This window comes from Borborobacter xinjiangensis, assembly GCF_047739745.1.
Classification (GTDB): domain Bacteria; phylum Pseudomonadota; class Alphaproteobacteria; order Rhizobiales; family Rhizobiaceae; genus Pseudaminobacter.
In genome coordinates, this window is record NZ_JBLLVA010000010.1 from 1 (window position 1) to 26,180 (window position 26,180).

Below are 26,180 nucleotides of genomic sequence, written 5' to 3' on the forward strand. Positions count from 1 at the left end.
ATGATGCTGCTCGGCGACGCCAAGAAGATGACCGAGGAAATCGTCAAGGCTTTCGATCACTGAAGCCGGGCGGGCATCTCTGAGACAAAAGGGCCGGCTCTTTGGAGCCGGCCCTAACCATTTTATGAGAATCGAATCACCTTCAGGCACCGCATCTGACATGCGGTCAGCTCTCTACGACATTGCGAAAGCCTGATCCTTACGATGCAAGTCGGTCGTGTTGGTCGGGGATTTTGACGACGCTTTCCGCCTCAGGCCGGTCGTGTAGCGCGCTCAAGCCCATGCGCAACGAGCCGGTCGATGATCTCGCAATAGTCGATGCCACTTGCCGCCATCGCCTTGGAATACATGCTGATATCGGTGAAGCCGGGAATGGTGTTGAGTTCGTTGACGAGGGGGCGCATGTCCGGCGTCACGAAGAAATCGACGCGGGCCATGCTGTCGCAGCCGACTGCACGGAAGGCCTTTGCCGCCAACTCGCGGATCCTGCCTTCGATCTCATGCGGCAGTTCGGCCGGAACTTTAAGTGCCGCGCCATCCTCGTCCACATATTTGGCGTCGTAGCTGTAGAAGCCGTGACTTTCGGCCGGCACGATTTCGCCGGGGCGGGAGACGAAAAGGCCGCCTTGTGCATCTTCCAGGACACTGCATTCGATCTCGCGGCCGCGGATGAATTCTTCGGCCAGAAGCTTGCGGTCGTGCTTGAAACCTTCGGTGAGCGCCGCCTCGTAGTCGCTGCCGTTGAAAACCTTGCTGACGCCGACCGAGGAGCCCTGCCGGGCCGGTTTGATGAAAATCGGAAGCCCGAGTGCGCTCTGCAGTTCCGCAAAGGCCGGTGCCGCATCGTAGTGGATTGTGACGGACCGCGCTGTGGGCAGGCCAGCCTCGTTCAGCAGCCGCTTGGCAATGTCCTTGTCGAGCGCGGCGGCCGAACCGAGAATGCCGCAGCCGGCGAGCGGTACCCGCGCAACCTCCGCGAGCCCCTGCACGGAGCCGTCTTCGCCGTGGATACCATGCAGGACGGGAAACAGGATGTCGACCTTCGGCAGTTCGTGGGGTGTGCCGGTGTTGGGGATCGCCATCATCCGCCCGCATCCGCCCGGCACCAGGCAGACCTCCGTGCCGCTGGAGGGCTTCGCCAGTGTGCCGTCCTCGAAGCTGCTCAGCAGCCATTGTCCTTCACGGGTGATGAAGACCGGAACGGCATCGTATTTCGCCGGATCCAGTGCGCGCATGACATTGGTTGCCGAAAGCACCGAGACGTCATGCTCGGCGGAGCGCCCGCCAAAGAGCACGACAATACGCAGTCTTTTCGAGGTGTCGGCCATGAGCGTCTCCAAAAAATCCCGTGAAACGGCTTGAAGCCGCGTCACGCTCGCCCCGGTCTTCTACATTCCTTGCGACGAGGTTCAAGGGCGGGCAATTGTTTGGGCCGTGCGGAGTGGTCCTATGCGCGGGTGCGCGCCAGCCCCTCTGTGGCCGGCTTGTAGTTCGGGTCGAGTTGGGCGGCGCGGGCGTAGGATTTGGCCGCTCGCGCCTTGTCGCCGCGTCGTTCGTAGATCAGCGCCTGGTTGGCCCAGCTCTCCGCGACGTTGTCGTTCAGCTTGATGGCCATGTTGAAATCCGCGAAGGCATTGTCCTCGTCATTGGTGGCGAGATAGGACAGGCCGCGCCCATTGTAGGGTTCCTCGGCTTCAGGCGACAGCGAGATCGCCGTCGAGAAATCCTCGATGGCGAAAGCATGCTGGCCCTGCTGCTGGTAGATCAGGCCGCGATTGTGATAGGCGCGGGCATCGGTCGTATCGAGCTGGATGGCCTTCTGGAAATCGTTGAAGGCCTCCTGGATTCTGCCCGCCTTGCGGTAAAGATTGCCGCGCCCGATATAGGCTGCGTCATAGCTGGCGTTGATCTGGATGGCGCGGTTGTAATCGTTAAGAGCGCCTGCCTGATCGCCGAGAAAGCGGTGGATCAGGGCGCGATTTGCATAGGCCTGATAGAAATCCGGCTTGAGCTGAATGGCCGTGTCGAAATCCTTCAGCGCTTCCTTGTATCTGCCGCCGCGGCCATAGGCCGATCCGCGCACATTATAGGCCTCGGGATTGTTTCGGTTGCGTTCAATAACGGAGGTCAGCGACGAGATGTTTTCGCTCGAACCCTGAGCCGTGTCGATGGTGGTCAATTCTCCGGTCGGGCCGGCCGTCTGGCAGGCGGAAAGTGCAAGGCTGGAGAGCAGCGCCACCGCAATGGCAGATCCGCGCCAGGAAATATGAAGAGAAGTATGAAGTGATTTGCCGCCCGCATCCGGCTCTAACTGGTTAGAATCGATCACGCGTGCGTTCATACTGCTTCTTCCTTCTATGCCGGAGAATCCGGTTTCGGCTCCTGCTCGAAATGCGCGCGGAGCAAAACAAAAAGGTGGCGGTGATTTTGCATCACCCCACCTTCCGCTATCCTTGGAAAAGGACGAAATGTTGGCGAGATCAACGCGCCGGACGTGCTGCGCCAGCGGCCGGAGCCGGGCGGGGCGTCATCGGCAGCAGGCCCTCGCGCTGGGCGCGCTTGCGGGCCAGCTTGCGGGCGCGGCGGACGGCCTCGGCCTTTTCGCGCGCGCGCTTCTCGGACGGCTTCTCGTAATGGCCGCGCATCTTCATTTCGCGGAAGATGCCTTCGCGCTGCATCTTTTTCTTCAGCGCGCGGAGCGCCTGATCAACGTTGTTGTCGCGGACGAGTACCTGCACGGGCAATCCTGTTCTTTGCGTTTATGTCATAAAGCGGGCGAATAGCCACTCGCTTCCGCAGCGGTCACCACCGCGAATTGCGTCGGCTGATAGCAGAATGACGGAGCAATGTCGAGAGAAGAATGCATTCTTTGCCAGTCTGCGGCCTGTGTCGGCCTTAGACGTCCCTGCGCACGACACGTGATGGCGTGCTTGCCGTCGATCGGGCAGGCATGCCTTTCCCAAAGCGTCAATTGCCGTCGCAAACAGCGCAAGACTGGCACCGGCTATTGGCTAGTGGTAGACCTCACTTCCTGATCGGGAACGATCCTTCCGGCATCCACGGGGCATGAGCCATGCGGAAATATTCTGTATTCGCGATAGCGCGCGAGGCGATGCGCGGCAACAAAGGCTGGGAAGAGCAGTGGTCCTCGCCGGAGCCCAAGTCCGAGTATGAGGTGATCATCGTCGGGGCGGGTGGGCATGGGCTGGCAACGGCCTATTACCTTGCCAAGGAGCACGGCATCACCAATGTGGCGGTGCTGGAAAAGGGCTGGCTCGGCGGCGGCAACACCGGCCGCAACACCACCATCATCCGCTCCAACTATCTCTACGACGAATCGGCCGCCATTTATGACCATGCAGTGAAATTGTGGAGCGACCTGTCGCAGGACCTCAACTACAACGTCATGTACAGCCCGCGCGGCGTCATGATGCTGGCGCACAACGTCCACGACGTGCAGGTGTTCAAGCGCCATATCCATGCCAACCGGCTGAACGGCGTGGACAATGAATGGCTGACGCCGGAACAGGCGAAGGAGTTCTGCCCGCCGCTCAACATTTCGAAGAATGCGCGCTATCCGGTGGTGGGCGCCGCACTTCAGCGGCGCGGCGGCACCGCCCGCCATGATGCGGTCGCCTGGGGTTATGCGCGCGCGGCTTCGGCGCGCGGCGTCCACATCATCCAGAACTGCGAAGTTACCGGCGTTCGCCGGGCACCGGGCGGCGAGGTCATCGGCGTCGAGACTTCGCGCGGCTTCATCGGTGCCAGGAAGGTCGGTGTCGTCGCGGCCGGCCATACGTCGGTCATCATGAACATGGCCGGCGTGCGCATGCCGCTTGAAAGCTATCCGCTGCAGGCACTGGTGTCCGAGCCGGTCAAGCCGGTGTTTCCCTGCGTGGTGATGTCGAACACGGTGCACGCTTATATTTCGCAGTCGGACAAGGGCGAACTGGTCATCGGCGCGGGCACCGACCAGTATATCTCCTATTCCCAGACCGGCGGCCTGCACATCCTCAATCACACGCTGGACGCCATTTGCGAGATGTTCCCGATGTTCACGCGCATGAAGATGCTGCGCTCCTGGGGCGGCATCGTCGATGTCACGCCCGATCGCTCGCCTATCCTTGCCAAGACGCCGGTCAAGGGGCTTTACGTCAATTGCGGCTGGGGCACGGGCGGTTTCAAGGCGACACCCGGTTCCGGCAACGTCTTTGCCCACACCATTGCCCGCGACGAGCCGCATTGGATCAACGCGCCCTTCACCATCGAACGCTTCCGCACCGGTCGCCTGATCGATGAGGCGGCCGCTGCCGCCGTCGCGCACTGATCCCGCAAGGAGCCTTCCGAAAATGCTTCTCATCCACTGCCCCTATTGCGAGGAAGAGCGCCCCGAGCTCGAGTTCCGCAATGCCGGCGAGGCGCACATCGTGCGTTCCACCAACATCGCGGCAACCAGCGACGAGGACTTCGAGGCTTTCTTTTTCATTCGCTCCAATCCAAAAGGGCTGATCTACGAGCGCTGGCGCCACATTCATGGCTGCGGCCGCTTCTTCAATGCCGCGCGCGACACGGTTACCGACAAGTTCGTTGTGACCTACAAGGCCGGCGAGCCGAAACCCGACCTTTCCAAGACGGCAAAGGAAAGCGGCCCGGCAGCTTACGCCAACCGTCCGCCCGATCAGCTCAACGCCAGGAAGCCAGCGGCCAGGAAGCGCACTGCGGCGAAGAAGGGAGAGGCATGATGACCGCTTCGTTCCGCATTCCCGGCCAAGGCCGTCTGACGCCGGCGAAAAAGGTCCGCTTCAGCTTCGACGGCCAGAATTTTTCTGGATTCGACGGCGATACGCTGGCTTCGGCGCTGCTGGCCAATGGCGTTCATCTCGTCGGCCGTTCGTTCAAATATCATCGCCCGCGCGGCATCCTGTCGGCCGGGGCGGAGGAGCCGAATGCGCTGGTGTCGATCGAGCGCGACGCTGCACGCAAGACGCCCAATGTCCGCGCCACCGTCCAGGAGCTCTATGACGGACTGACGGCGAATTCGCAGAACCGCTGGCCTTCGCTTTCATTTGACATCAGTGCTGTCAACGGCCTGTTTTCGCCGATGCTTTCGACCGGCTTCTACTACAAGACCTTCATGTGGCCCAAGGCGGCCTGGACGAAGCTCTACGAACCGAACATAAGAGCGGCGGCGGGCCTCGGGGTCGCACCCGACCAGCCCGATCCCGACCACTATGCCTCGCGCTTCGAGCATTGCGATGTGTTGGTGCTGGGTGGTGGCGCGGCAGGACTGGCGGCAGCGCTCGCCGCGGCCGAAACCGGCGCGCGCGTCATCATCTGCGACGAGCAGGCCGAATTCGGCGGGGCGCTGCGTTTCGAAAAGGGCGCGATCATTAACGGCGCCGATGGCTGGTCTTGGGCGCAGGAGACGGTTGCCAAGCTTGTTTCCATGCAGAATGTCCGCGTGCTGCCGCGCACCACGGCGTTCGGCTATTACGCGCAGAACTTCGTCGGCCTTGCCGAGCGCGTCACGGACCATCTGGCAAGCCCCGACAAGGCGCTGCCGCGCGAGCGCCTTTGGCAGGTCCGCGCCAGACGGGTCGTGCTCGCCACGGGCGCCATCGAACGGCATCTCGTCTTTGCCGACAATGATAGGCCAGGCGTCATGCTTGCATCCGCGGCGCGAGCCTACCTCAATCACTACGGCGTTGCGGTCGGGCAGAATGTCGGCGTCTACACGGCTAACGATACAGCGTATGCGGCGGCGATCGATCTGAAGAAAGCCGGCATCGACGTCGCGGCCATCGTCGACCTGCGCGACAATCCATCCGGCCCGGCCGTAGACGAGGCGCGGGCGCTCGGCATCGAGATCAATCACGGTCGCGCCGTCGTGCGCACCAGGGGCAGGCTGCGCGTCTCTTCGATGACGATCCAGCAGAAGAATGGCGGCGCCGAGCGGACGATACCGGTCGATGCGCTGCTGATGTCGGCCGGGTGGACCCCGTCCGTGCATCTCTTCTCGCAGTCGCGCGGCAAGGTGGCTTTCGACGAGGCGGGCAAGCGCTTCCTACCTGCAACCTACGCGCAGGACTGTGTTTCGGTCGGCGCCTGCAACGGCACCGACAGCCTTGCCGCAACCGTGGACGAGGCCTATGCCGCCGGCGAAAAAGCGGCCAGGGACAGCGGATCGAAGGCGGCAAAAGCAAGCCGGCCGAAGGCCGAAAGCACCGAGGTGTGGAACGGCGGCATGGTCGGTGCGGCTCCGGGCGCAGAACCCGACAAGGCGGTCAAAGCTTTCGTGGATTTCCAGAATGACGTGACGGCCAAGGACATCCGCCTTGCCGTTCGCCACGGCATGCATTCCATCGAGCATGTCAAGCGCTTCACCACCACCGGCATGGCAACCGACCAGGGCAAGACGTCGAACATGCACGGCCTGGCGATTGCCGCCGAGACGCTGGACAAGGACATCCCGGAAGTCGGCCTCACCACCTTCCGCGCGCCCTATACGCCGGTGACCTTCGGCGCCATCGTCAACCATGGGCGCGGCGCTTTGTTCGATCCGACGCGCCGGACCGCCATGCATGGCTGGGCGGAGGCGCATGGCGCGGTGTTCGAGGATGTCGGCCAGTGGAAGCGCGCCTGGTATTTCCCGAGACCGGGTGAGGATATGCATGCGGCGGTCAACCGCGAATGTCGGACGGTGCGCCAGTCCGCCGGCCTGTTCGACGCCTCGACGCTCGGCAAGATCGAGGTCGTTGGTCCGGATGCGGCGAAGTTCATGGAGCTTTTCTACACCAATCCATGGGAGAAGCTTGAGCCGGGCCGCTGCCGCTATGGCGTGATGCTGCGCGAGGACGGCTTCATCTATGATGACGGCGTGGTGGGCAGACTTGCGCCCGACCGCTTCCATGTGACGACGACCACCGGCGGTGCCGCCCGCGTGATGAACCACATGGAAGACTATCTCCAGACCGAATTTCCGCATCTCAATCTCTGGCTGACTTCGATCTCCGAGCAATGGGCGGTGATTGCGGTACAGGGGCCGAAATCCCGCAATATCATTGAGCCGCTGGTCGAGGGCATCGACCTGTCCGACGAGGCGCTGCCGCATATGTCGGTGCGCGAAGGCACAATCTGCGGCGTGCCGACCCGGCTGTTTCGCATGTCGTTTACCGGCGATCGCGGCTTCGAGATCAACGTTCCGGCAGACTACGGCCAAGCAATCTGGGAAGCGCTGTGGGCCGAGGGCCAGAAGCATGGCGCCTGCGCCTACGGCACCGAGGCGATGCACGTGCTGCGCGCCGAAAAGGGCTACATCATCGTCGGACAGGACACAGACGGCACCGTCACTCCGGGCGATGCGGGGCTCGATTGGGCAGTGGGCAGGAAGAAGACCGACTTCGTCGGCATTCGTGGCATGGCCCGCCCGGATCTGATGGCCAAGGGTCGCAAGCAACTCGTCGGCTTGCGGACAAAGAACCCGAAGACCGTACTGGAAGAGGGCGCGCAGATAGTCGCCGATCCGAAGCAGAGCGTTCCGATGAAGATGATCGGCCATGTGACGTCGAGCTACTGGTCGGAAAACTGCGGTCATTCGATAGCCCTGGCGCTGGTGCAGGACGGGCGCGATCGCCTGGGCGAAACGCTCTACGTGCCGATGCCCGACCACGTTGTCGAGGTCGAGGTTTCCGGTACCGTGTTCTTCGATGAGAAGGGGGAGCGCCTCAATGGCTAGGGCCGTCACGAAAAAGACCACCGCGAAGCCTTCCGTCGCCCGCGCGCCGGCGCTGGCCGGCAGGGAGTTTTCTGCCGACGGCATCAGGATTTCCGTATCCGCTTCGGCGACGAGGATTTCCCTGCGCGCACCTGCCGCCTCGGTCGCCGCGCTTTCGAAAGCGCTCGGCCTGACACTGCCGAGAGCGCCGAAGACAGCGGCCGCCGCGGGCGGCCGCGCGGCACTCTGGCTCGGACCGGACGAATGGCTGGTGATAGACGATGCGGGCGGCAATCCGCTGGCCGACTGTTCCGGCGTGAAGGCGCTTCACTCGGCGGTCGACATTTCCCACCGCAACGTCGCCATCGAGGTCACCGGGCTCTCGGCGGCGGCAGCGCTCAATGCCGGTTGCCCGCAAGACCTGTCGCTGGCGGCGTTTCCCGTCGGCGCATGCTCACGCACTGTCCTCGGCAAAATCGAGATCGTGCTTTATCGCGCCGCCGAGAACACGTTTCGGGTCGAGTGCTGGCGCTCGTTCTCCGACTATGCACTGGCATTCCTCTCGCAGGCGGCGGTCGACGCCGCCGCCTGAATTCAGGTTCCCATAGCGATGGCGCGGCTGTAGGATGCCGGTCATGGGAAAGCCAGGCAAACACGGCAAGAACACGTCCCAACAGCCGGAAAAGACCTCGCGCGCCGATGGCAAGGGGACAAGGAAGCAGCGCGAGGAAGCACTCGACGAGGGGCTGGAAGACACTTTTCCGGCCAGCGACCCGATTTCGGTGATCTCGACTTCGATACCGGGTAGTCCCGACCGTGGGAAAAAGAAGCCCTGATGCTTCGCTACTTGGTCTTGTGATTGGGGTCGGCAAAAGTCAGCGTCAGCCAGCGCGCGGTAAGGGCGGGCTTCTTTGAATTCTCTATCTCGATCGTCACGTCATGGGCGACCTGCACCCATCCGGACGGCCGCACCTTGACGTCGGCGAGGAAGAAGCGCGTGCGCACGCGTGAGCCGGTCTTAACCGGCGCCACGAATTTCAGGTTCTCGAAGCCGTGATTGATGCCCATGCCGCCGCCTTCGAGCGGTGGAATGGTTTCATAGGTCATGGCCGAAAGCAGCGACAGCGTCAGGAAACCATGGGCGATCGTGCCGCCGAACGGCGTTTCCTGTGCCGCCCGCTCGGGATTGCAATGGATGAATTGGTGATCGTCCGTCGCATCGGCGAACTGGTCGATCATCGTCTGCGTAACCACGCGCCACGGGGAAACCCCGATTTCCGTTCCGACCCCGGACAGAAGCTGGTCAATCGTTATCGGTTTCAAGAAGAACGCCTTGTCATATTGTGCTGCGAAGGACGGACCATCGTCCGGGCCTGCCGGTCGTTACCCGACGGAAAGGCCGACAGCACAGATACAGTGTCGCGCTGGCAATGTCATCGGGCAGGGCCGTTCTTCCAAAGGGAATAGAGCGTCATCCGGGAGGCTGGACCTTCGGCCTATTCGGCCGGTTCGACGCCCGCATAGGCGGCTTCTTCCAGTTCGCGCTTCAGGCGGGTTTCTTCCTCGACCTTCGGCGTCACGAAGCGGCCGAGCAGCAGATAGGCGACGGGAGTCAGAAACAGGGTCGAGGCAGTCGCCATGCCAAGTCCGCCGACGATCACCCAGCCAAGCGCGATGCGGGCTTCGGCACCGGCGCCGGAGGCCAGAACCAGCGGCAGGCCGCCAAGCACGGTGCAGATCATAGTCATCACCACCGGGCGCAGGCGGATGTTGGAGGCTTCCTCGATCGCCTGGCGCAAGCCCATGCCGCGATCGCGCAACTGGTTGGCGAATTCGACGATCAGGATGCCGTTCTTGGCCATGATGCCGACCAGCATCACCAGCCCGATCTGGCTATAGGCGTTGAGGCTGGTTCCGGTCAGCAGCAGCGCGAACACGGCGCAGGCAAGTCCGAGCGGCACCGTAGCCATGATGATGACGGCGCTGACGAAGCTCTCGAATTGTGCGGCAAGCACCAGGAGCACGATGACCAGCGCAAAGCCGAACACCGCCAGCATGCCGCTGTTGCTTTCGCCAAGCGTCGCGGCCTCGGCCAGCGGCACGACGCGGCTTCCGGGCGGCAAGAGGGGTGCCGCGATGGCTTCCGCGGCCTTCAACGCATCGCCGAGCGCAAAATCGGGCGCCAGGTTCGAGGTGATGGCGACGGCGCGCAATTGCTGCTCGCGCGCCAGCGAAGGCGGGACAGCGCGCTCGGTCAACGTGGCGATCGTCGCCAGCGGCACGAAACGCCCGTCCTTGGTCTTCAGGAAGATATTTTCCATATCCGTCGGATCGTTGATCGGATTGGTCGTGGAGACGAGCTTCACGTCGAAGCTGCGGTCCTCGATGAAGACCTTGCCGATCTCGCGCCCGTCCAGCATCGCCTGGATGGTCTCGGCCAGTCCGCCGATGTCGATCCCGAGGTCGGAGGCGCGTTCCCGGTCGATCTCGATCGCCAATTGCGGCTGGGTCGCGTCGGTGGAGAGGCGCGGTTGCCGGAAGCCCGGATTCTTCTCCATTTCGGCGATGATCTTGTTGGCGGCGGTGCCGAGCTCGGCGTAGCTGTTGCCGACGACAGCGAACTGGAGGCCGCTGCCGGCGCCGCGAATGCCGAGGCTGTTCGGCGTGATCGGGAAGACGCGCACCCCCGGCACCTTGGTGGCGAGCGCGCTGATCTCGGCCATGATCTCCTGCTGCGAGCGCTGCCGCTCTTCCCATGGCGCCAGCGACATGACCATGAAGCCGCTGCTGACCGATCCGCCCGATCCGGTGTTGGAGAATGTGCTTTCGATCTCGCCGGAATCCCGCATCGGCTGGATGAGCTGTTCGATTCGCCGCATCTGCTGGGCGGTATAGTCGAGGCTGACGCCCTGCGGCGCCGAAATGCGCATCAGCGCCATGGAGCGGTCTTCGGTCGGGGTCAGTTCCTGCCGGATCAGGCCGAAGGCGCCATAGGCCGCGCCGGCGAAGAGAATGGAGACGACGACCACGAGCACGGGGGCGTCGAGGCAGGCATGAAGTGCGCGCCGGTAGACCTTGGCAAGCTTGCGGCCAAGCTGGGCGGTCAGGCCCGTCCTTTCCGTCTCATGCTTCGCCTCGGCCGCCGACAGCATCCTGGAGGCCAGCATCGGGCAGAGCGACAGGGCCACGACTGCCGACAGCAGCACGGCCATCGCCAGCACGAAGCCGAATTCACGGAACAGTCCGCCGGTCTGGCCCGGCAGGAAGGAAAGCGGCACGAACACCGCAGCGAGCGTTGCCGTGGTTGCGATAACCGCGAAGAACACTTCCTGCGTGCCGAGCACTGCGGCGGCGCGCGGGCCCATGCCCTCGTTGCGTCGGCGCACGATGTTTTCCAGCACCACGATCGCGTCGTCGACGACAAGGCCGGTTGCCAGCACCAGCGCCAGCAATGTCAGGATGTTGATGGAGAAGCCGGCAAGATAGATCGCGGCGATGGTGCCGACCAGCGCCACCGGCATGGCCAGCCCTGGAATGAGCGTGGCCCGCCAGTCGAGCAGGAACAGATAGATCACCAGAAGCACGATCGTCACCGCCAGAATCAGCGCGATCTCCACTTCATGGACGGCGCCCTTGACGAAGGTCGCGTCGTCGCTGGTGACGCGGATGTTCATGCCCTGCGGCAGCGTTTTCTGGATCGCCGCGGCCGCCGCCCGCACGCCCTCGGAAATGTCGAGCGTATTGGATTGCGCCTGACGGATGATGCCGAGACCGATGCCGGTCTTGCCGTCGGATCTGAGTGACGACAGGCCGATATCCGGCCCGAGCGTTACGGTCGCCACGTCGCCGAGCCGCGTGCGCGCGTCGAGGAACATGCTTTCGAAAGCCTCTGGCGTCGCCACCGCCGCTGTCGTGCGAACGATGATGTTCTGGTCGTTCGTGCTCAGTGCGCCGGCTGGCGTATCGAGCGCCATCGAGGCCAGTGCGCTGCGGATATCGGCGATCGTCAGGCCGCGGCTGGAAAGCCGCGCCTGATCGACATCGATGCGGAAGATTTTTTCGCGGTCGCCATAGACCTGCACGTCGGCGACGCCCGGCACCGCCGACAGCGCGTCGACGATCTGGTCCTCGACCAATATGGTCATGTCCTCCACCGCGATCGTCTCGGAGGTGACGGCAAGCCTCAGCACGGCGTCGGCATTGGCGTCGGCCTTGACGATGCGCGGCGGGTCGGCGTCGTCTGGAAGCTGGTTGGTGACGCGGCCGACGGCGTCGCGCATATCGGAGGCGGCGACGTCCAGATCGACACCGTCGCCAAATTCGACGGTTACGCGGCTGCGGCCGTAGGAGGAGCTAGACGAGATCGACTTCACGCCGGTGACGCGGGAGACCGCACCCTCAAGCACGCTCGTCAGCTCGCGATCGATGGTTTCGGCAGCCGCGCCCGCATAGTCGGTGGAGATGGTGATGACGGGCCGGTCGACGTCCGGCAGTTCGCGGACCTCCACGCCAAAGAAGGCGGCGAGGCCAGCAACGACGATCAAGATGTTGATGACGAAGGCCAGAACCGGACGGCGCACGAAAAGCGCCGTCATCCCGGTTTCGCCATTGCCCTTGTGCAGGTCCGTCATCTTCGCCCGCCCGTCACGAGCCGCTGGCGGCATTGGCCGGAACGGCATCGATGGCGGCGCCCGACGCACGGGGGTCAGCCTTTGCGATCAGCAGTTCGGCGCCTTCACGCACGACATGGACGCCCTCGGTGACCACCAGATCGCCGGCGTTGATGTCGGCCGCTACCAGCACCGATTCGGTGTTGCGTTGAATGATGCGCACCGGCGTGCGCCTGGCCTTGCCGTCATGTATCGCCCAGACGAAGGCGCCATCCGTTCCCCACTGGATCGCCAGCGGATCGACCGAAGGATAGGTATCACCAGGAAAACGCATGGCAATCTGGAACGACATTCCGGCCCGCAGCGTGTCGTCGCGGTTGTCCAACCGCGCCTGAACGCGAAGGGTCCGGCTTTGTTCGTCCAGACGGTTGTCGACGGCGCTGACGGTACCCTCGAAGGAAAGGCCCGGTCGGGCGACGAGGCTGGCGGTCAGCGGCGCGCCGACGGCGATGATGCCTGCGAAGCGTTCCGGCACCCAGAAATCGACGATGATATGCGAGCGGTCGTCTATGGTGGCGACCGTGGTCTGCGTGGTGACGTAGTTTCCGGCCTCGATCGGCAAAATGCCGACGATGCCGGAAATCGGCGCGGTGATCGCACGTCGTTCGAGCGTCAGTTCCGCATCACGCACCGCCAGCCGGGCATTTTCGAGCACCACTTCGGCGTCGGCGACCTGAACCGCCGTTGCCGCGTTGGAACTGCGCAGGGTCCTGGCGCGCTCGAGTTTGGCCCTGGCGTCGTCAAGCGCTATCCTGGCGCGTTCGAGCGCAATCTGCTCTACGTCCGAATCGAGCCGCGCGATAATTGTTCCAGCCTCCACCTCGGTTCCGGAGGTCACCGTCAGTTCGGTCATCCGGCCGGCGACATAAGGATTGACGGCGACTGTGGCGTTGGCGCGTCCCGTGCCGATGGCGGACAATTTGTCGTTGATGGTCGCGGTGATCACCGGTGCCGTGATGACGGCGGTCTGCGGGCCGCGGTCACTCTGCCGCCTGATGTCCACGGCATTGCCGCTGCCTTTGGAGGGTGTGGCTTCAGCCCACTCGATGCCCCAGCGGGCAAGGACTTCCGGTGCACCGGGGAAAAAGTTCAGCCAGGCCGCCGCGGCGGCGGCGAGGGCGACCAGCAGAAAGAGTATCTGTTTCCAGACGGCCATCGGCACTCCGGGTCTTCACACACGTTTCGCGATTGCCCGGCTTTCCACTGTCCGGAGAAAGCGAAAGGACTGCAATCTTAGAGCATTGGACCGAAAAGTGGAATCCGGTTTCGGATCGATCCGATGCTCAATCAAAGAGTTAGAGCGTCCTTGTGCGTCCGTTTGGACGCACGGCGCTCCAGGCACAAAGCAACACAAGGCCAGCAGTGGGCTTTATGCCGTTTCTTGCAGCTTGGCACCTTAATTATCGGTAATTGTTGGCGGCGCGCGGGTCCGTCAGGTGCTCAGCGCAAATCCTCCATCTCCCGGATGCGCTTTGCGCTGCCGGCTTGGAGTTCGCGCGTCAATTCGCCGATCAGCGTCTCGGCCATGACGAAAAGCGCGGCGGACGAATCCCAGGACGAAGGAACGGATGTGCGCCCGGCAATGACATGGCCGGCAAAGCGCGCGATGGGCGACAGCCACTGGTCGGTAAACAGCACGATGTCCGTGCCGCGCTGATGCGCCTTTTCGGCGAAACGCAGCAGGCTGTCCTGATAGCGGCGGATATCGAAGATCAGCAGCACGTCGCGCTTGCCCATGTCGATCAGGCGATCGCGCCACACGCTTTCCTGGCCTGCCAGATGAAAGACGTTCGGCCTGACGATCGTCATGTGAACGGTCATGTAGCTGGCGATCGGGTCGGTGAAGCGGCCACCGATCAGAAAGACCTTTGCGCGCGGCTGCGCCAGCTTGGCGACGATGTCACGGATCTGCTTGTCCGATATGTGGCGGAAAGTCTCGCGGACGTTTTCCAGCGTCGCCTCCAGCACCGGCGAGGTCTTGCCCCGATCACGTGCGGGCTGGCTTTCGGTTCGGGAGAGGGGCGACTGCAACTGCGCGGCCAGCTCATCCTGCAATGCGGCCTGAAACTCGGCATAGTTATGAAAGCCGAGGCGGGAGACGAAACGCAGGATGGTCGGCGAACTGACGCCGGCTTGTTGCGAGAAATCGGCGACCGTCTTGAGGCCGATCAGCGGATAGTTCGCCACCAATGTCTGCGCGGCGCGCCGTTCGCCGGCCGGCATCGTATCGATGCGTTCGGAGATAAGCTCGGCAATGCTCGATGTCATGACTTTCCCTCGGTTCGCGCGTGCGACGCGCGGCATGTCCCCGTTGTGAGCCGCCTACGTGAAAACACGTTTGACAAAGCTCGAGAATATGTATGAAATCATCCACCGACACGCAAAGAATAAAAATACGTAACAGATGTTACAGCGTAGTCCGGGAACTGGGCAATGGGAGCAGGCATTTCTACGGCGAGTGATGCGGCGGCCTCGGTGCGAGTCAGCAATCGTGGCGGTGCCAGCCCCTACGTCGTCATTTGCGATCACGCCTCGAACTTCATGCCGGCCGAATTCGCCGATCTCGGTCTGGAGAAATCCGATCTGGCGCGCCACATCGCCTGGGATCCCGGCGCATTGCCGGTCGCGCGACGCTTGGCCGAGGCGCTTGACGCCGTTTTGGTGGAGTCCTGCATTTCGCGGCTCATCATTGACTGCAATCGCCCGCTCGATGCACCGGATCTGATTTCCGAAGCCAGCGAAACGACGATCATTCCTGGGAACAGCAACCTTTCCGCCGACGACCGGCAGGCGCGCATCGCTCTCTCCTGGGCCCCATTTCACGAGGCGGTGGATGCCGTTATTGCCGAAAGGCTGCAGAAGGGAAGCGAAACGCGGCTGGTGTCGGTCCATTCCTTCACGCCGCGCTACAAGGGCATCGACCGGCCTTGGCAGATCGGCGTTATCCACGACGAGGACGACAGGCTGGCAGGACCGATGATCTCGGCGCTGAAAGGGGTCGTGGGCCTCAATGTCGGGGTCAACCAGCCCTACTCGCCGGCCGATCTCGTCTATTATAGCCTGGAGCGCCACGGCCGCTCGCGTGGCCTTGCCTGCGCGATGATCGAAATCCGCAACGACGAGATCGCCAACGGCGCCGGGCAACGCAAATGGGCCGACCTGTTGGCCGCGATCCTCGCAGGCGTGCAGCCTGCCGAATGCGCCGGCGTGGAACGGGTCTGAGGCTGATCGTGCAGGGGAGGTGCAAACCGATGGACGAAGACAGTGCCTGAGCCCGTAAGACTGTTCGTGCGGTATGTCGATGCGCTCAACCATCGGATCGGGCGCGTCGCCATGTACCTGATCTTCCCGATGGCCGGCATCCTGCTTTATGCGACGGCCTCGCGCGTCATGCTCGGGGTTCCGATCAACTGGGCGATGGAGATGTCGCAATTCATGCTCTCCGCCTATTATCTCCTCGGCGGCGCCTACTCCATGCAGCTTGGCGCGCATGTCCGCATGGATCTGTTCTACGATCGCCTTTCGGCGCGCAATCGGGCGGTGACGGATATGATCACGATCCTGTTCGTGATTTTCTATCTGGCGGTTCTGTTCATCGGCGGCGTGTCGAGCACGCAATACGCCATTTCTTACGACCAGAAGAACTACACCGCCTGGGCGCCGGTGTTGTGGCCGATCAAGACGATCATGACCTTCGGCATCTTCCTCGTTCTGCTGCAGGCTGTTTCCAGCTTCTTCAAGGACATCGCCATCGCGCGCGGGAAGCCGATCACATGACTTCGGAATTCATCACGCTGTTCATGTTCGCCACGATGATGGCGCTGCTGATCACTGGTCAGCGGGTGTTCGGCGTCATCGGCTTTGTCGGCACGGCGGCGGCTCTTTGGCTGTGGGGCGAGGGCTCCTTCGAGTTGCCCTTCAACGCCAGCTTCCAGGTGCTGAACTGGTATCCGCTGATCACCGTGCCTTTCTTCGTGTTCATGGGCTACATGCTGTCGGAATCCGGCATCGCCAGCAATCTCTACCGCATGTTCCATGTCTGGTTCGGATCTATCCGCGGCGGCCTGGCGCTCGGCACCATCGGGCTGATGGTGGTGATCTCCTGCATGAACGGGCTCAGCGTCGCGGGTCTCGCAATCGGTGCAACCGTCGCCCTGCCCGAACTGCTCAGGCGCGGCTATGACAAGGTGATGGTCACCGGCGTCATCCAGGGCGGCAGTTCGCTCGGTATCCTCATTCCGCCAAGCGTGGTGCTGGTGCTCTATGCCATGATTGCGCGCCAGCCGGTGCTGCAACTCTGGTTGGCCGGCATTATGCCGGGCCTGATGATGGCGGCGATCTTCTGCATCTACATCTATGTGCGCTGCCGCATTCAGCCTGAATTGGGACCGATCCTGCCCAGGGAGGAGCGGGCCCAGATCACCCGCTCCGAGAAGTTCCTGCTTTTGCGCGAAGGCCTGCTGCCGCTGGGTGTTTTCGGCATCATGATGGGCTTCTTCATGACCGGCGTCACCAGCCTGGTGGAAAGCTCGGCCGTGGGGGCGCTGCTCGCCACTCTGGCGGCGCTGTTCACGCGCAAGTTGACCTGGCAGGTGCTGGAGGATACGACCCGAAACACGCTTGCCATCTCCTGCATGTTCCTGTGGATCATCCTGGCCGCACTCTGTTTCAGTGCGGTCTATGACGGATTGGGCGCGGTCAAGGCGATCGAACGGCTGCTGCTCGATACCTGGGATCTCAATCCGTGGACGATCCTGATCATGATGCTGCTTTCCTTCATCATCATGGGCATGTTCCTCGACGATACGGCGATGCTGGTGATTGTCGCGCCGCTCTATATACCGCTGGTCAAGGGGCTCGGTTTCGACCTCATCTGGTTCGGCATCCTTTACACGATCACCTGCCAGATCGCCTACATCACCCCGCCCTTCGGCTACAATCTGTTCCTCATGCGGGCGATGGCGCCGCCGGAAATCACGCTTGTCGACATCTACCGGTCGATCATTCCGTTCTTTCTGCTGATGGTGCTGTCGATCGTCATTCTCATGATCTTTCCGGAGATCGCGCTGTGGCTGCCGAACCTCTATTCCGGCCGCGGCTGACAATGATCCATTCGTTCAAAGGGCGGGAGTGAGCAAAGGAGAAGGAGAACAGGCAGGCAGCAGACCTCGCGCGGGAAGACCAGCCTGGCGGCGAGTGTGTGGAATCCAACTACTTAATGGGAGACTAGTGAGATGGATGACCGTAAGACGATAAGCAAGCGCGATTTCCTGAGGAAGTCGGTACTGACGACGGCGGGGGCCGTTGGCGCGACCACATTGGCAGCGCCCTATGTGCGCGCCCAAAGCCCGATCAAGTGGCGGCTCCAGACCTATGCCGGTCCGGCGCTGGCCGAGCACGTCATAAAGCCGGCACTCGACGCCTTCAACAAGGCGGCGAACGGCGAGATGATGATCGAGCTCTACACGTCCGACCAGCTCGTGCCGCAGGGTGAGCTGTTCCGTGCCGTGCAGTCGGGCACCATCGATGCGGCGCAGAGCGACGACGATTCCATGGCTTCGCCCGTCGATGTGGCCGTTTTCGGCGCCTATTTCCCGTTCGCTTCGCGCTACAGTCTCGACGTGCCCGTACTCTGGAACTGGTATGGGCTGAAGGAGATCTGGGAAGAAGCCTATGCCGAGGTGCCGGGTGTGACCTGGCTCAGCGCCGGCGCCTGGGACCCCTGCAACTTCGCCACCACCAAGCCGATCCGCAGCCTCGAGGACCTGAAGGGGCTGCGCGTCTTCACCTTCCCCACCGGCGGTCAGTTCCTGACCCGCCTCGGCGTCGTTCCGGTGACGCTGCCTTGGGAGGACATCGAGGTTGCCATTCAGACCGGCGAGCTCGACGGCATCGCCTGGTGCGGCGCCACCGAAACTTACACGGTCGGCTGGGCCGACGTGACGAAATACTACCTCACCAACAATATCTCGGGTGCTTGGTCCGGCTCGTTCTTTGCCAACACCGACAAGTGGAATGCGGTTCCCGACCATCTCAAGGAACTGTTCAAGCTGGCGATGGATTCGTCGCACTACTACCGCCAGCATTGGTATTGGTGGGGCGAAGCACACTACCGCACCACCGGCGGCAAGCTCGAACTCACCACCATACCGGAAGCCGAATGGAAGACGGTGGAAGACGAGGCGCTCAAGTTCTGGGACGAGATCGCAGCCAAGAGCCCGCGCAATGCCAAGGTGGTCGATATACTGAAGAAATACTCCGAGACCATGCGCAAGGCCGGAGCGCCTTACCGCTACGGATGAGCGAGACGGCGCGTCCGGACGCCTGAACCACGGCCCGGCCAGCCGAATGTTGGCCGGGCCACCCTGTTGAAACCCAAGCGCCCACAGTCGCGGCGGAGTCGAGAATGGCCGAAAATTTCAGCTTCGATCAATTGAAGAAAGCAGTCGCCGATGGCGAGATCGATACGGTGCTGGTCTGCGCGGTCGACATGCAGGGACGGCTCATCGGCAAGCGGTTCCTGGCAGGTTTCTTCGTGCAATCCGGCTACGAGGAGACGCATGCCTGCAACTATCTGATGGCCGACGATATCGATATGGAGCCGGTGCCGGGCTACAAGGCCGCGAGCTGGTCGAAGGGCTACGGCGATTTCGTCATGAAGCCCGACCTCTCGACGATCAGGCGGGTTCCGTGGCTGGAGAAGACGGCGCTGGTGCTCTGCGACGTACTCGGCCACCATGACAATGAGGACCTGCCGCACTCTCCCCGCGGCGTTCTGCGCCGGCAACTTCGGCGCCTGGAGCAGCGCGGCTTTCTTGCCTATTTCGCTTCCGAGCTCGAATTCTATCTGTTCGACGAAACCTATGGCAGTGCGCGCGACAAAGGCTGGCGCAATCTCGATACGGCATCGCCCTATATTGGCGACTACCAGATCGGCATCACCTCCAAGGAAGAGGCCTATATGCGCCGGCTGCGCAATGACATGAATGCCGCCGGTATCCCTATCGAGAACTCGAAAGGGGAATGGGGTCCGGGCCAGGAGGAGATCAATTTCCGCTACGGCGAAGCGCTCGAGACGGCCGACCGCCATGTCATCCTGAAGAACGGGGCGAAGGAAATCGCCCACGAGATGGGCAAGTCGGTCTGCTTCATGGCGAAGTATCACTACGATCTCGCCGGCAATTCCAGCCATATCCACAATTCGCTCTGGAGCGCCGATGGCAAGACGCCGCTCTTCCTGGACAAAAAGGGGCTTTACGGACTGTCGGAACTCGGCCGGCAATGGTCCGCGGGACAGCTCAAATACGCCAAGGACTATACCTATTTCCTGGCGCCTTACGTGAATTCTTACAAGCGCTTCCAGGCCGGAACCTTCGCCCCCACCAAGATCATGTGGAGCGACGACAACCGCACAGCCGGCTTCCGCCTTTGCGGCGAGGGCACCAAGGGTATCCGCATGGAGTGCCGGATCGGCGGTGCGGACCTCAACCCCTATCTCGCCTTCGCCGCACTGATCGCGGCAGGGCTGGCCGGCATCGACGAGAAGCTGGAGCTTGAAAAGCCTTTCGTCGGCGACGCCTACCAGCAGGCGGATTTGCCGGAAATTCCAAAGACGCTGCGCGACGCCATCGAAACCATGACGAAGTCAGAGATGCTGAAGGAGGCATTCGGCACTGAGGTGGTTGACCATTATACGCACACGGCGCGCTGGGAGCAGATGGAATATGACCGCCGCATCACCGACTGGGAGCTGCACAGGGGGTTCGAGCGGTACTGAGTTTGCAATGATGCCCACGACCCCCCCTCTGGCCTGCCGGCCATCTCCCCCTCAAGGGGGGAGAGCGGCCTTCACCTTTGTCGCCGCCCCACCTCGTGCGTTGGAGACTGCGCGTAAAGGATGATGCCAGCTTAGTCTCCCCCCTTGAGGGGGAGATGGCCGGCAGGCCAGAGGGGGGTGTCTCAAAAAAAGGAAGCACACCGATGACCGAAACGGTCAAGCTTAAATCCCCCATCGACGGTTCGATCTATGCCGAGAGGCCGATCGCGACCGATCAAGCCATTAACGCAGCAGTCGAGCGCGCCAAGGCGGCACAGGCCGACTGGGTCCGCATCCCGAGTGCGGAACGCGGCAAGTACATGCTGGCCATGCTCGAAGCGCTGGTGGCGATGAATGACGAGATCGTGCCGGAAATCGCCTGGCAGATGGGGCGCCCGACCCGCTATGGCGGGGAGTTCGGCGGCGTCAAGGAGCGCGTGACCTACATGGTCGAGATCGCCGAGCAGGCGCTGAAGCCCATGATGGCGTCAAACCCCAAGGAAGGTTTCCGCCGGTATGTCAAGAAGGAGCCGCTTGGCGTCGTCATGGTGATTGCGCCGTGGAACTATCCTTACCTCACCGCCGTCAACACCATCGTTCCCGCCCTGATGGCCGGAAATACGGTCATCCTCAAGCACGCCGCGCAGACCTTGCTGGTGGGAGAGCGTTTCGCCCAGGCGTTTGAAAAGGTCGGCCTGCCGAAGGGCGTGTTCCAGAACATCGTGATGAACCACGCGCAGACCGAAAGGCTGCTCGGCTCGGGCAAGATCGACCATGTCAATTTCACCGGCTCGGTGGCCGGCGGCAGGGCGATCGAGAAGGCGGCCGCCGGCACCTTCATGTCGCTCGGCCTCGAGCTTGGCGGCAAGGACCCCGCCTATGTGCTGCCCGACGCCAAGCTCGACTTCGCCATCGCCAATCTGGTTGACGGCGCCTTCTTCAATTCGGGCCAGTGCTGCTGCGGTATCGAGCGCGTCTATGTGCATGAGAAGGTCTATGACGATTTCGTCGACGGTTTCGTGTCGCTGACCAAGGAATATGTCGTCGGCAATCCGCTCGACCAGGCGACGACCATGGGGCCGATGGCCCAGGCGCGCTTTGCCGATCTCATCCGCGAACAGAAGGCCGAAGCGCTGCGCAAGGGCGCCACTGCCCACATCAATATGAAGGTCGCCGAAGACCGCGCCGGTTCTCCCTATATCCCGCCTGAGGTGCTGACCGGCGTCGACCACCAGATGAGCGTGATGCGCGAGGAGAGCTTCGGCCCCATCGTCGGCATCATGAAGGTGCGGGATGATGAAGAGGCGATCGCGCTGATGAACGACAGCCCCTATGGACTGACCGCTTCGCTGTGGACCGGCGATGCCGACCGGGCCGCCAGCCTCGGCGACCGCATCGAGACCGGCACGGTGTTTATGAACCGCTGCGACTATCTCGATCCGGCGCTGGTCTGGACCGGCGTGAAGGACACCGGCCGCGGGGCGGCGCTGTCGCCCATCGGCTATGACAATCTCACCCGGCCCAAGTCGTATCATCTCAGAGAGGCGATCTGAGACTTGGATAATGGATGAGGACCGCACCCCCTCATCCGGCCTTCGGGCCACCTTCTCCTCATTGGGGAGAAGAGACTGGCGGCAACGCCGGTGCCCTCCTCTCCCTGCGGGGAGAGGGTGGTTTGCGCCGCAAACCGGGTGAGGGGGCATGTACATATCAATCGGGAACTCGCACCTCATGACCAACCTCGTCTCCAAATGGAATTATCCCACCACGGTGCGCTTCGGCGCCGGCCGCATTTCCGAACTGCCCGACGCGCTTGCGGCAACCGGCATCAAGAACCCGCTTTTCGTCACCGATCCGGGTCTCGCCAGGCTGCCGGTGGTCGCCAATACGCTGAAGATCCTCGATGCGGCAAAAATCCCCTATGCCGTCTTTTCCGACGTCAAGCCGAACCCGGTCGAGTCCAACCTCACGGCCGGTATCGCCGCGTTCAAGCAGGGCAAGCATGACGGCGTCATCGCTTTTGGCGGCGGCTCCGGCCTTGATCTCGGCAAGCTGATCGCCTTCCAGGCGGGCCAGACACGGCCGGTCTGGGATTTCGAGGACATCGGCGATTGGTGGACGCGGGCCGATGCCGACGCGATCGCGCCGATCGTCGCCGTGCCGACCACTGCCGGTACCGGCTCGGAGGTTGGCCGTGCCGGCGTCGTCACACATGAGGCCACGCACACCAAGAAGGTGATCTTCCATCCGAAGCTCTTGCCGGAGATCGTCATTGCCGACCCGGAGCTTACCGTCGGCATGCCGCCCTTCATCACCGCCGGCACCGGCATGGACGCGCTGGCCCACTGCCTGGAAGCCTATTGCGCGCCGGGCTATCATCCGATGGCCGATGGCATCGCCGTCGAGGGCATCAGGCTGGTCTTCGAGAACCTGCCCAAGGCTTTCGCCAATGGCAATGACCTGACGGCGCGCGCGCATATGATGTCGGCCGCCGCTATGGGCGCTGCCGCCTTCCAGAAGGGGCTCGGCGCCATCCATTCGCTGTCGCATCCGATCGGCGCGCTTTACGACACCCATCACGGCATGACCAACGCGGTCTTCATGCCCTATGTGCTGGCTTTCAATCGCGATGCGATCGAGGAACGCATCGTCCGCCTTGCCGCCTATTGCGGCATTGCAGGCGGCTTCGAGGGCTTTGCCAAGGCAGTTTTGAAGCTGCGCGAGGACCTGAAGGTTCCGCATTCGCTGCCCGGACTGATCAAGGATCTCTCCATGGACGAGGCACGCAAGGATTTGATTGCCGAAATGGCCATTGTCGATCCGACCGCCGGCGGCAATCCGGTCAAGCTGACGAAGCAAGCGGCGCTCGGCCTGCTCGACAAGGCGCTGTCGGGAACGATCTGAGCGGATTATGGTGAGCCTGGATCAACTCGATCCAGGTTCATCGACGCAATTTTCCGGTGCCGCTCGCGCCGAACCGGATATTTAGCCGGAACAGGACTCCGCCCGATTGCTACGAACAATTAAAAGGAGTTAACTTCCGCGCTCGGGGCGTTCCTGCGGTCCGATATTCATCGGACTGTCACGTGTTATCGATAACCGCATCGACGGCGTCGAGTGGCGTCAGTTCAATGGAGAGAACATATGTTCAATTTCGCGGGGAAGATGCTTTCGCTTTCGGCGGCTGCGCTGATGGCGACCACGGTTTTCGTATCGGCGCAATCGATGGACGAGCTGGTTGCCGCCGCCAAGGCGGAAGGCACCCTCACCACCATCGCGCTGCCGCATAGCTGGTGCAACTACGGTGAGGTGATTTCTTCGTTCAAGGAGAAATACGGCATCGAAGTCAACGAACTCAACCCCGACGCGGGCTCCGCCGACGAGATCGAGGCGATCAAGGCCAACAAGGGCAATACCGGCCCGCAGGCGCCGGACGTGATCGATGTCGGCTATGCCTTCGGCCCCTCGGCCAAGGCCGAAGGCCTGACACAACCCTACAAGGTCTCTACCTGGGACACGATCCCCGACGAGGTGAAGGACCCCGAAGGCCACTGGTATGCCGACTATTACGGCGTGCTCGCCTTCATGGTGAACACCGACATCGTCAAGAACGTGCCGAAGGATTGGGCCGATCTGCTGAAGCCGGAATATGCCAACAGCGTAGCCCTCTCGGGCAATCCGCTCGGTGATAACCAGGCGATCCTGGCCGTACAGGCGGCAGGCCTCTCGACCGGCGCGGCCTCGGGCGCGGCGGCGGCCGAAGCGGGCTTGAAATATTTCGCCGACCTCAACAAGGCGGGCAATTTCGTGCCGGTAACGGCCAGGACCGGCACGCTGGCCCAGGGTGCCACTCCGATTGTCGTCTATTGGGACTACAACGCGCTCTCGGGCAAGGACGAATTGAAGGGCAACCCGCCGGTTGAAGTGGTGGTCCCGGATTCCGGCGTTATTGCCGGCGTCTATGTCCAGGCGATCAGCGCCCATGCGCCGCATCCGAACGCCGCCAAGCTGTGGATGGAGCACCTTTATTCCGACGAGGGCCAGTTGCTCTGGCTGAAGGGCTACTGCCACCCGATCCGCTTCAACGATCTCGCCAAGAAGGGCAAGATTCCGCAGGAGCTGCTCGACAAGATGCCGCCGGCAGCGGCGTACGAAAAGGCGGTATTCCCCACGCTTGAAGAGCAGGCTGCCGCCAAGGAAGTGATCTCCAAGGATTGGAGCAGCGTCGTAGGCGCCAACGTACAGTAACGGATGGGCGATCTTTCCGCTCATGGGGCGGGAAGATCGCGCTTTCCCATGGCCCATCAGGACGTCCTTACTGCGCAATCCGCCCGAACGCGCCGTCGCTTGCCGCTCGACTGGCTGGGCATCGTGCCGTTTGCGGTGTTTGCGCTGCTGTTTCTTCTCCTGCCGACGCTCAACCTGATTGCGGGCGCCTTTCAGGACAGGGAAGGCGCGTTCACGCTTCAGAACATCGTCAACCTGTTCACGCCCTCTATCATGGCGGCTTACTGGATTTCGATCAAAGTCAGTCTGGCTTCGGCCCTGATCGGCGGGCTGATGGGATTTGTGATGGCGGCAACCGTTACCATAGGCGGGCTGCCCGGCTGGGTGCGCTCGCCGCTGATGACATTTTCGGGCGTCGCCTCCAATTTTGCCGGCATTCCGCTCGCCTTCGCGTTCCTGGCGACGCTGGGGCGCACGGGCCTGCTCACCGCCTTCCTGATGAATGTGTTCGGCTTCAATCTCTACGCCACGGGCTTCAACCTGTTGAGCTTCTGGGGACTGACGATCACCTATCTGTTTTTCCAGATCCCGCTGATGATCCTGATCATCACTCCGGCGCTCGACGGGTTGAAGAAGGAATGGGGCGAGGCAGCCGCCAGCCTCGGCGCGTCCAGGCTGCAATATTGGCGCATGGTGGCGCTGCCAGTGCTGTGGCCGGCACTTCTCGGCACGATCGTACTGCTTTTCGCCAACGCCTTCGGCGCGGTGGCGACGGCCTATGCGCTGACCGGCTCGTCGCTCAACATCGTTCCGATCGTGCTTTTCACGCAGATTCGCGGTGACGTGCTGCAGGACCCCAATCTCGGCTATGCGCTCGCCTTCGGCATGATCGTGATAACCGGCCTCTCCAACGGCATCTATATCTGGCTCAGGGCGCGTGCCGAACGGTGGCTCAGATGAAAAAAGGCCGCATCGTCTCCTCGCTCCTGCTGGCGCTCGGCTGCCTTTATTTTGCGCTGCCGCTGATCGGCATGGTCGAGTTTTCGCTGCGCATGCGGCGCGGCGTCTACAGCCTCGACGCCTATTGGGTCGTGCTCGCCGATCCGCAATTCCAGGCCACTTTCGGCTATTCGGTCGTGGTGGGCCTGCTGACCATCATCGTCGGCATCTTCATTGTCGTGCCGACCGCCTATTGGGTCCGACTGCGCCTGCCTGGCCTGCGGCCTTATATCGAGTTCGTCACGCTTCTGCCGCTGGTCATTCCGGCAATCGTGGTGGTGTTCGGCTATATCCGCCTCTACAACACCTCGTCGTTCCTGCCGCTGACCGGATCGGCCACCGGAACCAACATCCTGCTGGTGTTCGGCTATGTCATGCTGGCTTTGCCCTATATGTACCGGGCCGTCGATACCGGACTTCGAACCATCGACGTGCGGACATTGACCGAGGCGGCGCAAATTCTCGGCGCCGGATGGGGAACGATCATCGCCCGCATCATCCTGCCCAACGTGCTGCTTGCCGTGCTTTCGGGCTCGTTTCTCACCTTCGCCATCGTCATCGGCGAATTCACCATGGCGGCGCTGCTCAACCGGCCGGCATTCGGTCCCTATCTGCAGTTCATCGGCGCCAACCGCGCCTATGAGCCGGCAGCACTTGCAGTGATCGCCTTCGTGATCACCTGGGCCTGCATGGCCATGATCCAGATCGTCTCCAGGTTCGCGCCCAGAACCTCGAGCCGCTCCAACTGAACGGA

22 protein-coding genes are annotated in these 26,180 nt (G+C 62.4%); 15 read left to right on the forward strand and 7 right to left on the reverse strand.

Going from position 1 to position 26,180, the window contains the following annotated elements; genetic code table 11:
* Nucleotides 1–251: 251 nt before the first annotated feature.
* The 3 genes from ACLKMW_RS12445 to rpsU form a co-directional block, all read right to left on the reverse strand.
* Nucleotides 252–1,328, reverse strand: coding sequence for a D-alanine--D-alanine ligase family protein (locus ACLKMW_RS12445; protein WP_415724782.1), 1,077 nt, complete (start codon nt 1,326–1,328; stop codon nt 252–254).
* 119 nt (nt 1,329–1,447) lie between these two features.
* Nucleotides 1,448–2,341: a tetratricopeptide repeat protein gene (locus ACLKMW_RS12450; protein WP_415724783.1), complete on the reverse strand. Its 894-nt coding sequence runs from the start codon at nt 2,339–2,341 to the stop codon at nt 1,448–1,450.
* 139 nt (nt 2,342–2,480) lie between these two features.
* On the reverse strand, nt 2,481–2,738 hold the full coding sequence (gene rpsU / locus ACLKMW_RS12455) for a 30S ribosomal protein S21 (protein WP_415724784.1): 258 nt from the start codon (nt 2,736–2,738) through the stop codon (nt 2,481–2,483).
* 335 nt (nt 2,739–3,073) lie between these two features.
* On the opposite strand from rpsU, the gene ACLKMW_RS12460 reads away from it, so the two are divergent.
* From ACLKMW_RS12460 to ACLKMW_RS12480, 5 genes are read left to right on the forward strand one after another with little or no spacing between them, the layout of a single operon-like run.
* Nucleotides 3,074–4,327 carry a sarcosine oxidase subunit beta gene (locus ACLKMW_RS12460; RefSeq protein ID WP_415724785.1) on the forward strand — a complete coding sequence of 418 codons (1,254 nt, stop codon included), beginning with the start codon at nt 3,074–3,076 and terminating at the stop codon, nt 4,325–4,327.
* 22 nt (nt 4,328–4,349) lie between these two features.
* A complete protein-coding gene (locus tag ACLKMW_RS12465; protein ID WP_415724786.1) occupies nt 4,350–4,742 on the forward strand; it encodes a sarcosine oxidase subunit delta in 393 nt (130 codons plus the stop codon).
* On the forward strand, nt 4,742–7,735 hold the full coding sequence (locus ACLKMW_RS12470) for a sarcosine oxidase subunit alpha (protein ID WP_415724928.1): 2,994 nt from the start codon (nt 4,742–4,744) through the stop codon (nt 7,733–7,735). The genes ACLKMW_RS12465 and ACLKMW_RS12470 overlap by 1 nt, the downstream gene beginning before the upstream one ends.
* On the forward strand, nt 7,728–8,306 hold the full coding sequence (locus ACLKMW_RS12475; protein ID WP_415724787.1) for a sarcosine oxidase subunit gamma: 579 nt from the start codon (nt 7,728–7,730) through the stop codon (nt 8,304–8,306). The genes ACLKMW_RS12470 and ACLKMW_RS12475 overlap by 8 nt, the downstream gene beginning before the upstream one ends.
* A gap of 43 nt (nt 8,307–8,349) precedes the next feature.
* Nucleotides 8,350–8,550 carry a hypothetical protein gene (locus ACLKMW_RS12480; RefSeq protein ID WP_415724788.1) on the forward strand — a complete coding sequence of 67 codons (201 nt, stop codon included), beginning with the start codon at nt 8,350–8,352 and terminating at the stop codon, nt 8,548–8,550.
* 7 nt (nt 8,551–8,557) lie between these two features.
* On the opposite strand, the gene ACLKMW_RS12485 is transcribed toward ACLKMW_RS12480, so the two are convergent.
* From ACLKMW_RS12485 to ACLKMW_RS12500, 4 genes are all read right to left on the reverse strand, one after another.
* The gene (locus tag ACLKMW_RS12485; protein ID WP_415724789.1) at nt 8,558–9,037 is read right to left on the reverse strand and encodes a MaoC family dehydratase; all 480 of its coding nucleotides are present in this window, start codon (nt 9,035–9,037) and stop codon (nt 8,558–8,560) included.
* Between the two features lie 173 nt (nt 9,038–9,210).
* A complete protein-coding gene (locus tag ACLKMW_RS12490; protein ID WP_415724790.1) occupies nt 9,211–12,345 on the reverse strand; it encodes an efflux RND transporter permease subunit in 3,135 nt (1,044 codons plus the stop codon).
* 13 nt (nt 12,346–12,358) lie between these two features.
* On the reverse strand, nt 12,359–13,540 hold the full coding sequence (locus ACLKMW_RS12495; protein WP_415724791.1) for an efflux RND transporter periplasmic adaptor subunit: 1,182 nt from the start codon (nt 13,538–13,540) through the stop codon (nt 12,359–12,361).
* Between the two features lie 284 nt (nt 13,541–13,824).
* The gene (locus ACLKMW_RS12500; protein ID WP_415724792.1) at nt 13,825–14,652 is read right to left on the reverse strand and encodes a MurR/RpiR family transcriptional regulator; all 828 of its coding nucleotides are present in this window, start codon (nt 14,650–14,652) and stop codon (nt 13,825–13,827) included.
* A 165-nt stretch (nt 14,653–14,817) separates the two neighbouring features.
* On the opposite strand from ACLKMW_RS12500, the gene ACLKMW_RS12505 reads away from it, so the two are divergent.
* The 10 genes from ACLKMW_RS12505 (at nt 14,818) to ACLKMW_RS12550 (ending at nt 26,175) form a co-directional block, all read left to right on the forward strand.
* Nucleotides 14,818–15,606: an N-formylglutamate amidohydrolase gene (locus ACLKMW_RS12505; protein WP_415724793.1), complete on the forward strand. Its 789-nt coding sequence runs from the start codon at nt 14,818–14,820 to the stop codon at nt 15,604–15,606.
* A 42-nt stretch (nt 15,607–15,648) separates the two neighbouring features.
* Entirely contained in the window at nt 15,649–16,161 is a 513-nt protein-coding gene (locus tag ACLKMW_RS12510; protein ID WP_415724794.1) for a TRAP transporter small permease subunit, read from the forward strand.
* Complete coding sequence (locus tag ACLKMW_RS12515; protein ID WP_415724795.1) at nt 16,158–17,486, forward strand: TRAP transporter large permease; 1,329 nt, start codon at nt 16,158–16,160, stop codon at nt 17,484–17,486. Before ACLKMW_RS12510 ends, ACLKMW_RS12515 begins: the two co-directional genes overlap by 4 nt.
* 132 nt (nt 17,487–17,618) lie before the next feature.
* Nucleotides 17,619–18,686, forward strand: coding sequence for a TRAP transporter substrate-binding protein (locus ACLKMW_RS12520; RefSeq protein ID WP_415724796.1), 1,068 nt, complete (start codon nt 17,619–17,621; stop codon nt 18,684–18,686).
* 104 nt (nt 18,687–18,790) lie between these two features.
* Nucleotides 18,791–20,161, forward strand: coding sequence for a glutamine synthetase family protein (locus tag ACLKMW_RS12525; RefSeq protein WP_415724797.1), 1,371 nt, complete (start codon nt 18,791–18,793; stop codon nt 20,159–20,161).
* A 203-nt stretch (nt 20,162–20,364) separates the two neighbouring features.
* Nucleotides 20,365–21,753 (forward strand): aldehyde dehydrogenase family protein, encoded by a 1,389-nt coding sequence (locus ACLKMW_RS12530; protein ID WP_415724798.1) that lies wholly within the window; start codon nt 20,365–20,367, stop codon nt 21,751–21,753.
* Nucleotides 21,754–21,931: 178 nt separating this feature from the next.
* Complete coding sequence (locus tag ACLKMW_RS12535; RefSeq protein ID WP_415724799.1) at nt 21,932–23,104, forward strand: iron-containing alcohol dehydrogenase; 1,173 nt, start codon at nt 21,932–21,934, stop codon at nt 23,102–23,104.
* Between the two features lie 240 nt (nt 23,105–23,344).
* Complete coding sequence (locus ACLKMW_RS12540; RefSeq protein ID WP_415724800.1) at nt 23,345–24,448, forward strand: ABC transporter substrate-binding protein; 1,104 nt, start codon at nt 23,345–23,347, stop codon at nt 24,446–24,448.
* Nucleotides 24,449–24,496: 48 nt separating this feature from the next.
* Nucleotides 24,497–25,387: an ABC transporter permease gene (locus tag ACLKMW_RS12545; protein ID WP_415724801.1), complete on the forward strand. Its 891-nt coding sequence runs from the start codon at nt 24,497–24,499 to the stop codon at nt 25,385–25,387.
* The gene (locus ACLKMW_RS12550; protein WP_415724802.1) at nt 25,384–26,175 is read left to right on the forward strand and encodes an ABC transporter permease; all 792 of its coding nucleotides are present in this window, start codon (nt 25,384–25,386) and stop codon (nt 26,173–26,175) included. Before ACLKMW_RS12545 ends, ACLKMW_RS12550 begins: the two co-directional genes overlap by 4 nt.
* Nucleotides 26,176–26,180 lie beyond the last annotated feature (5 nt).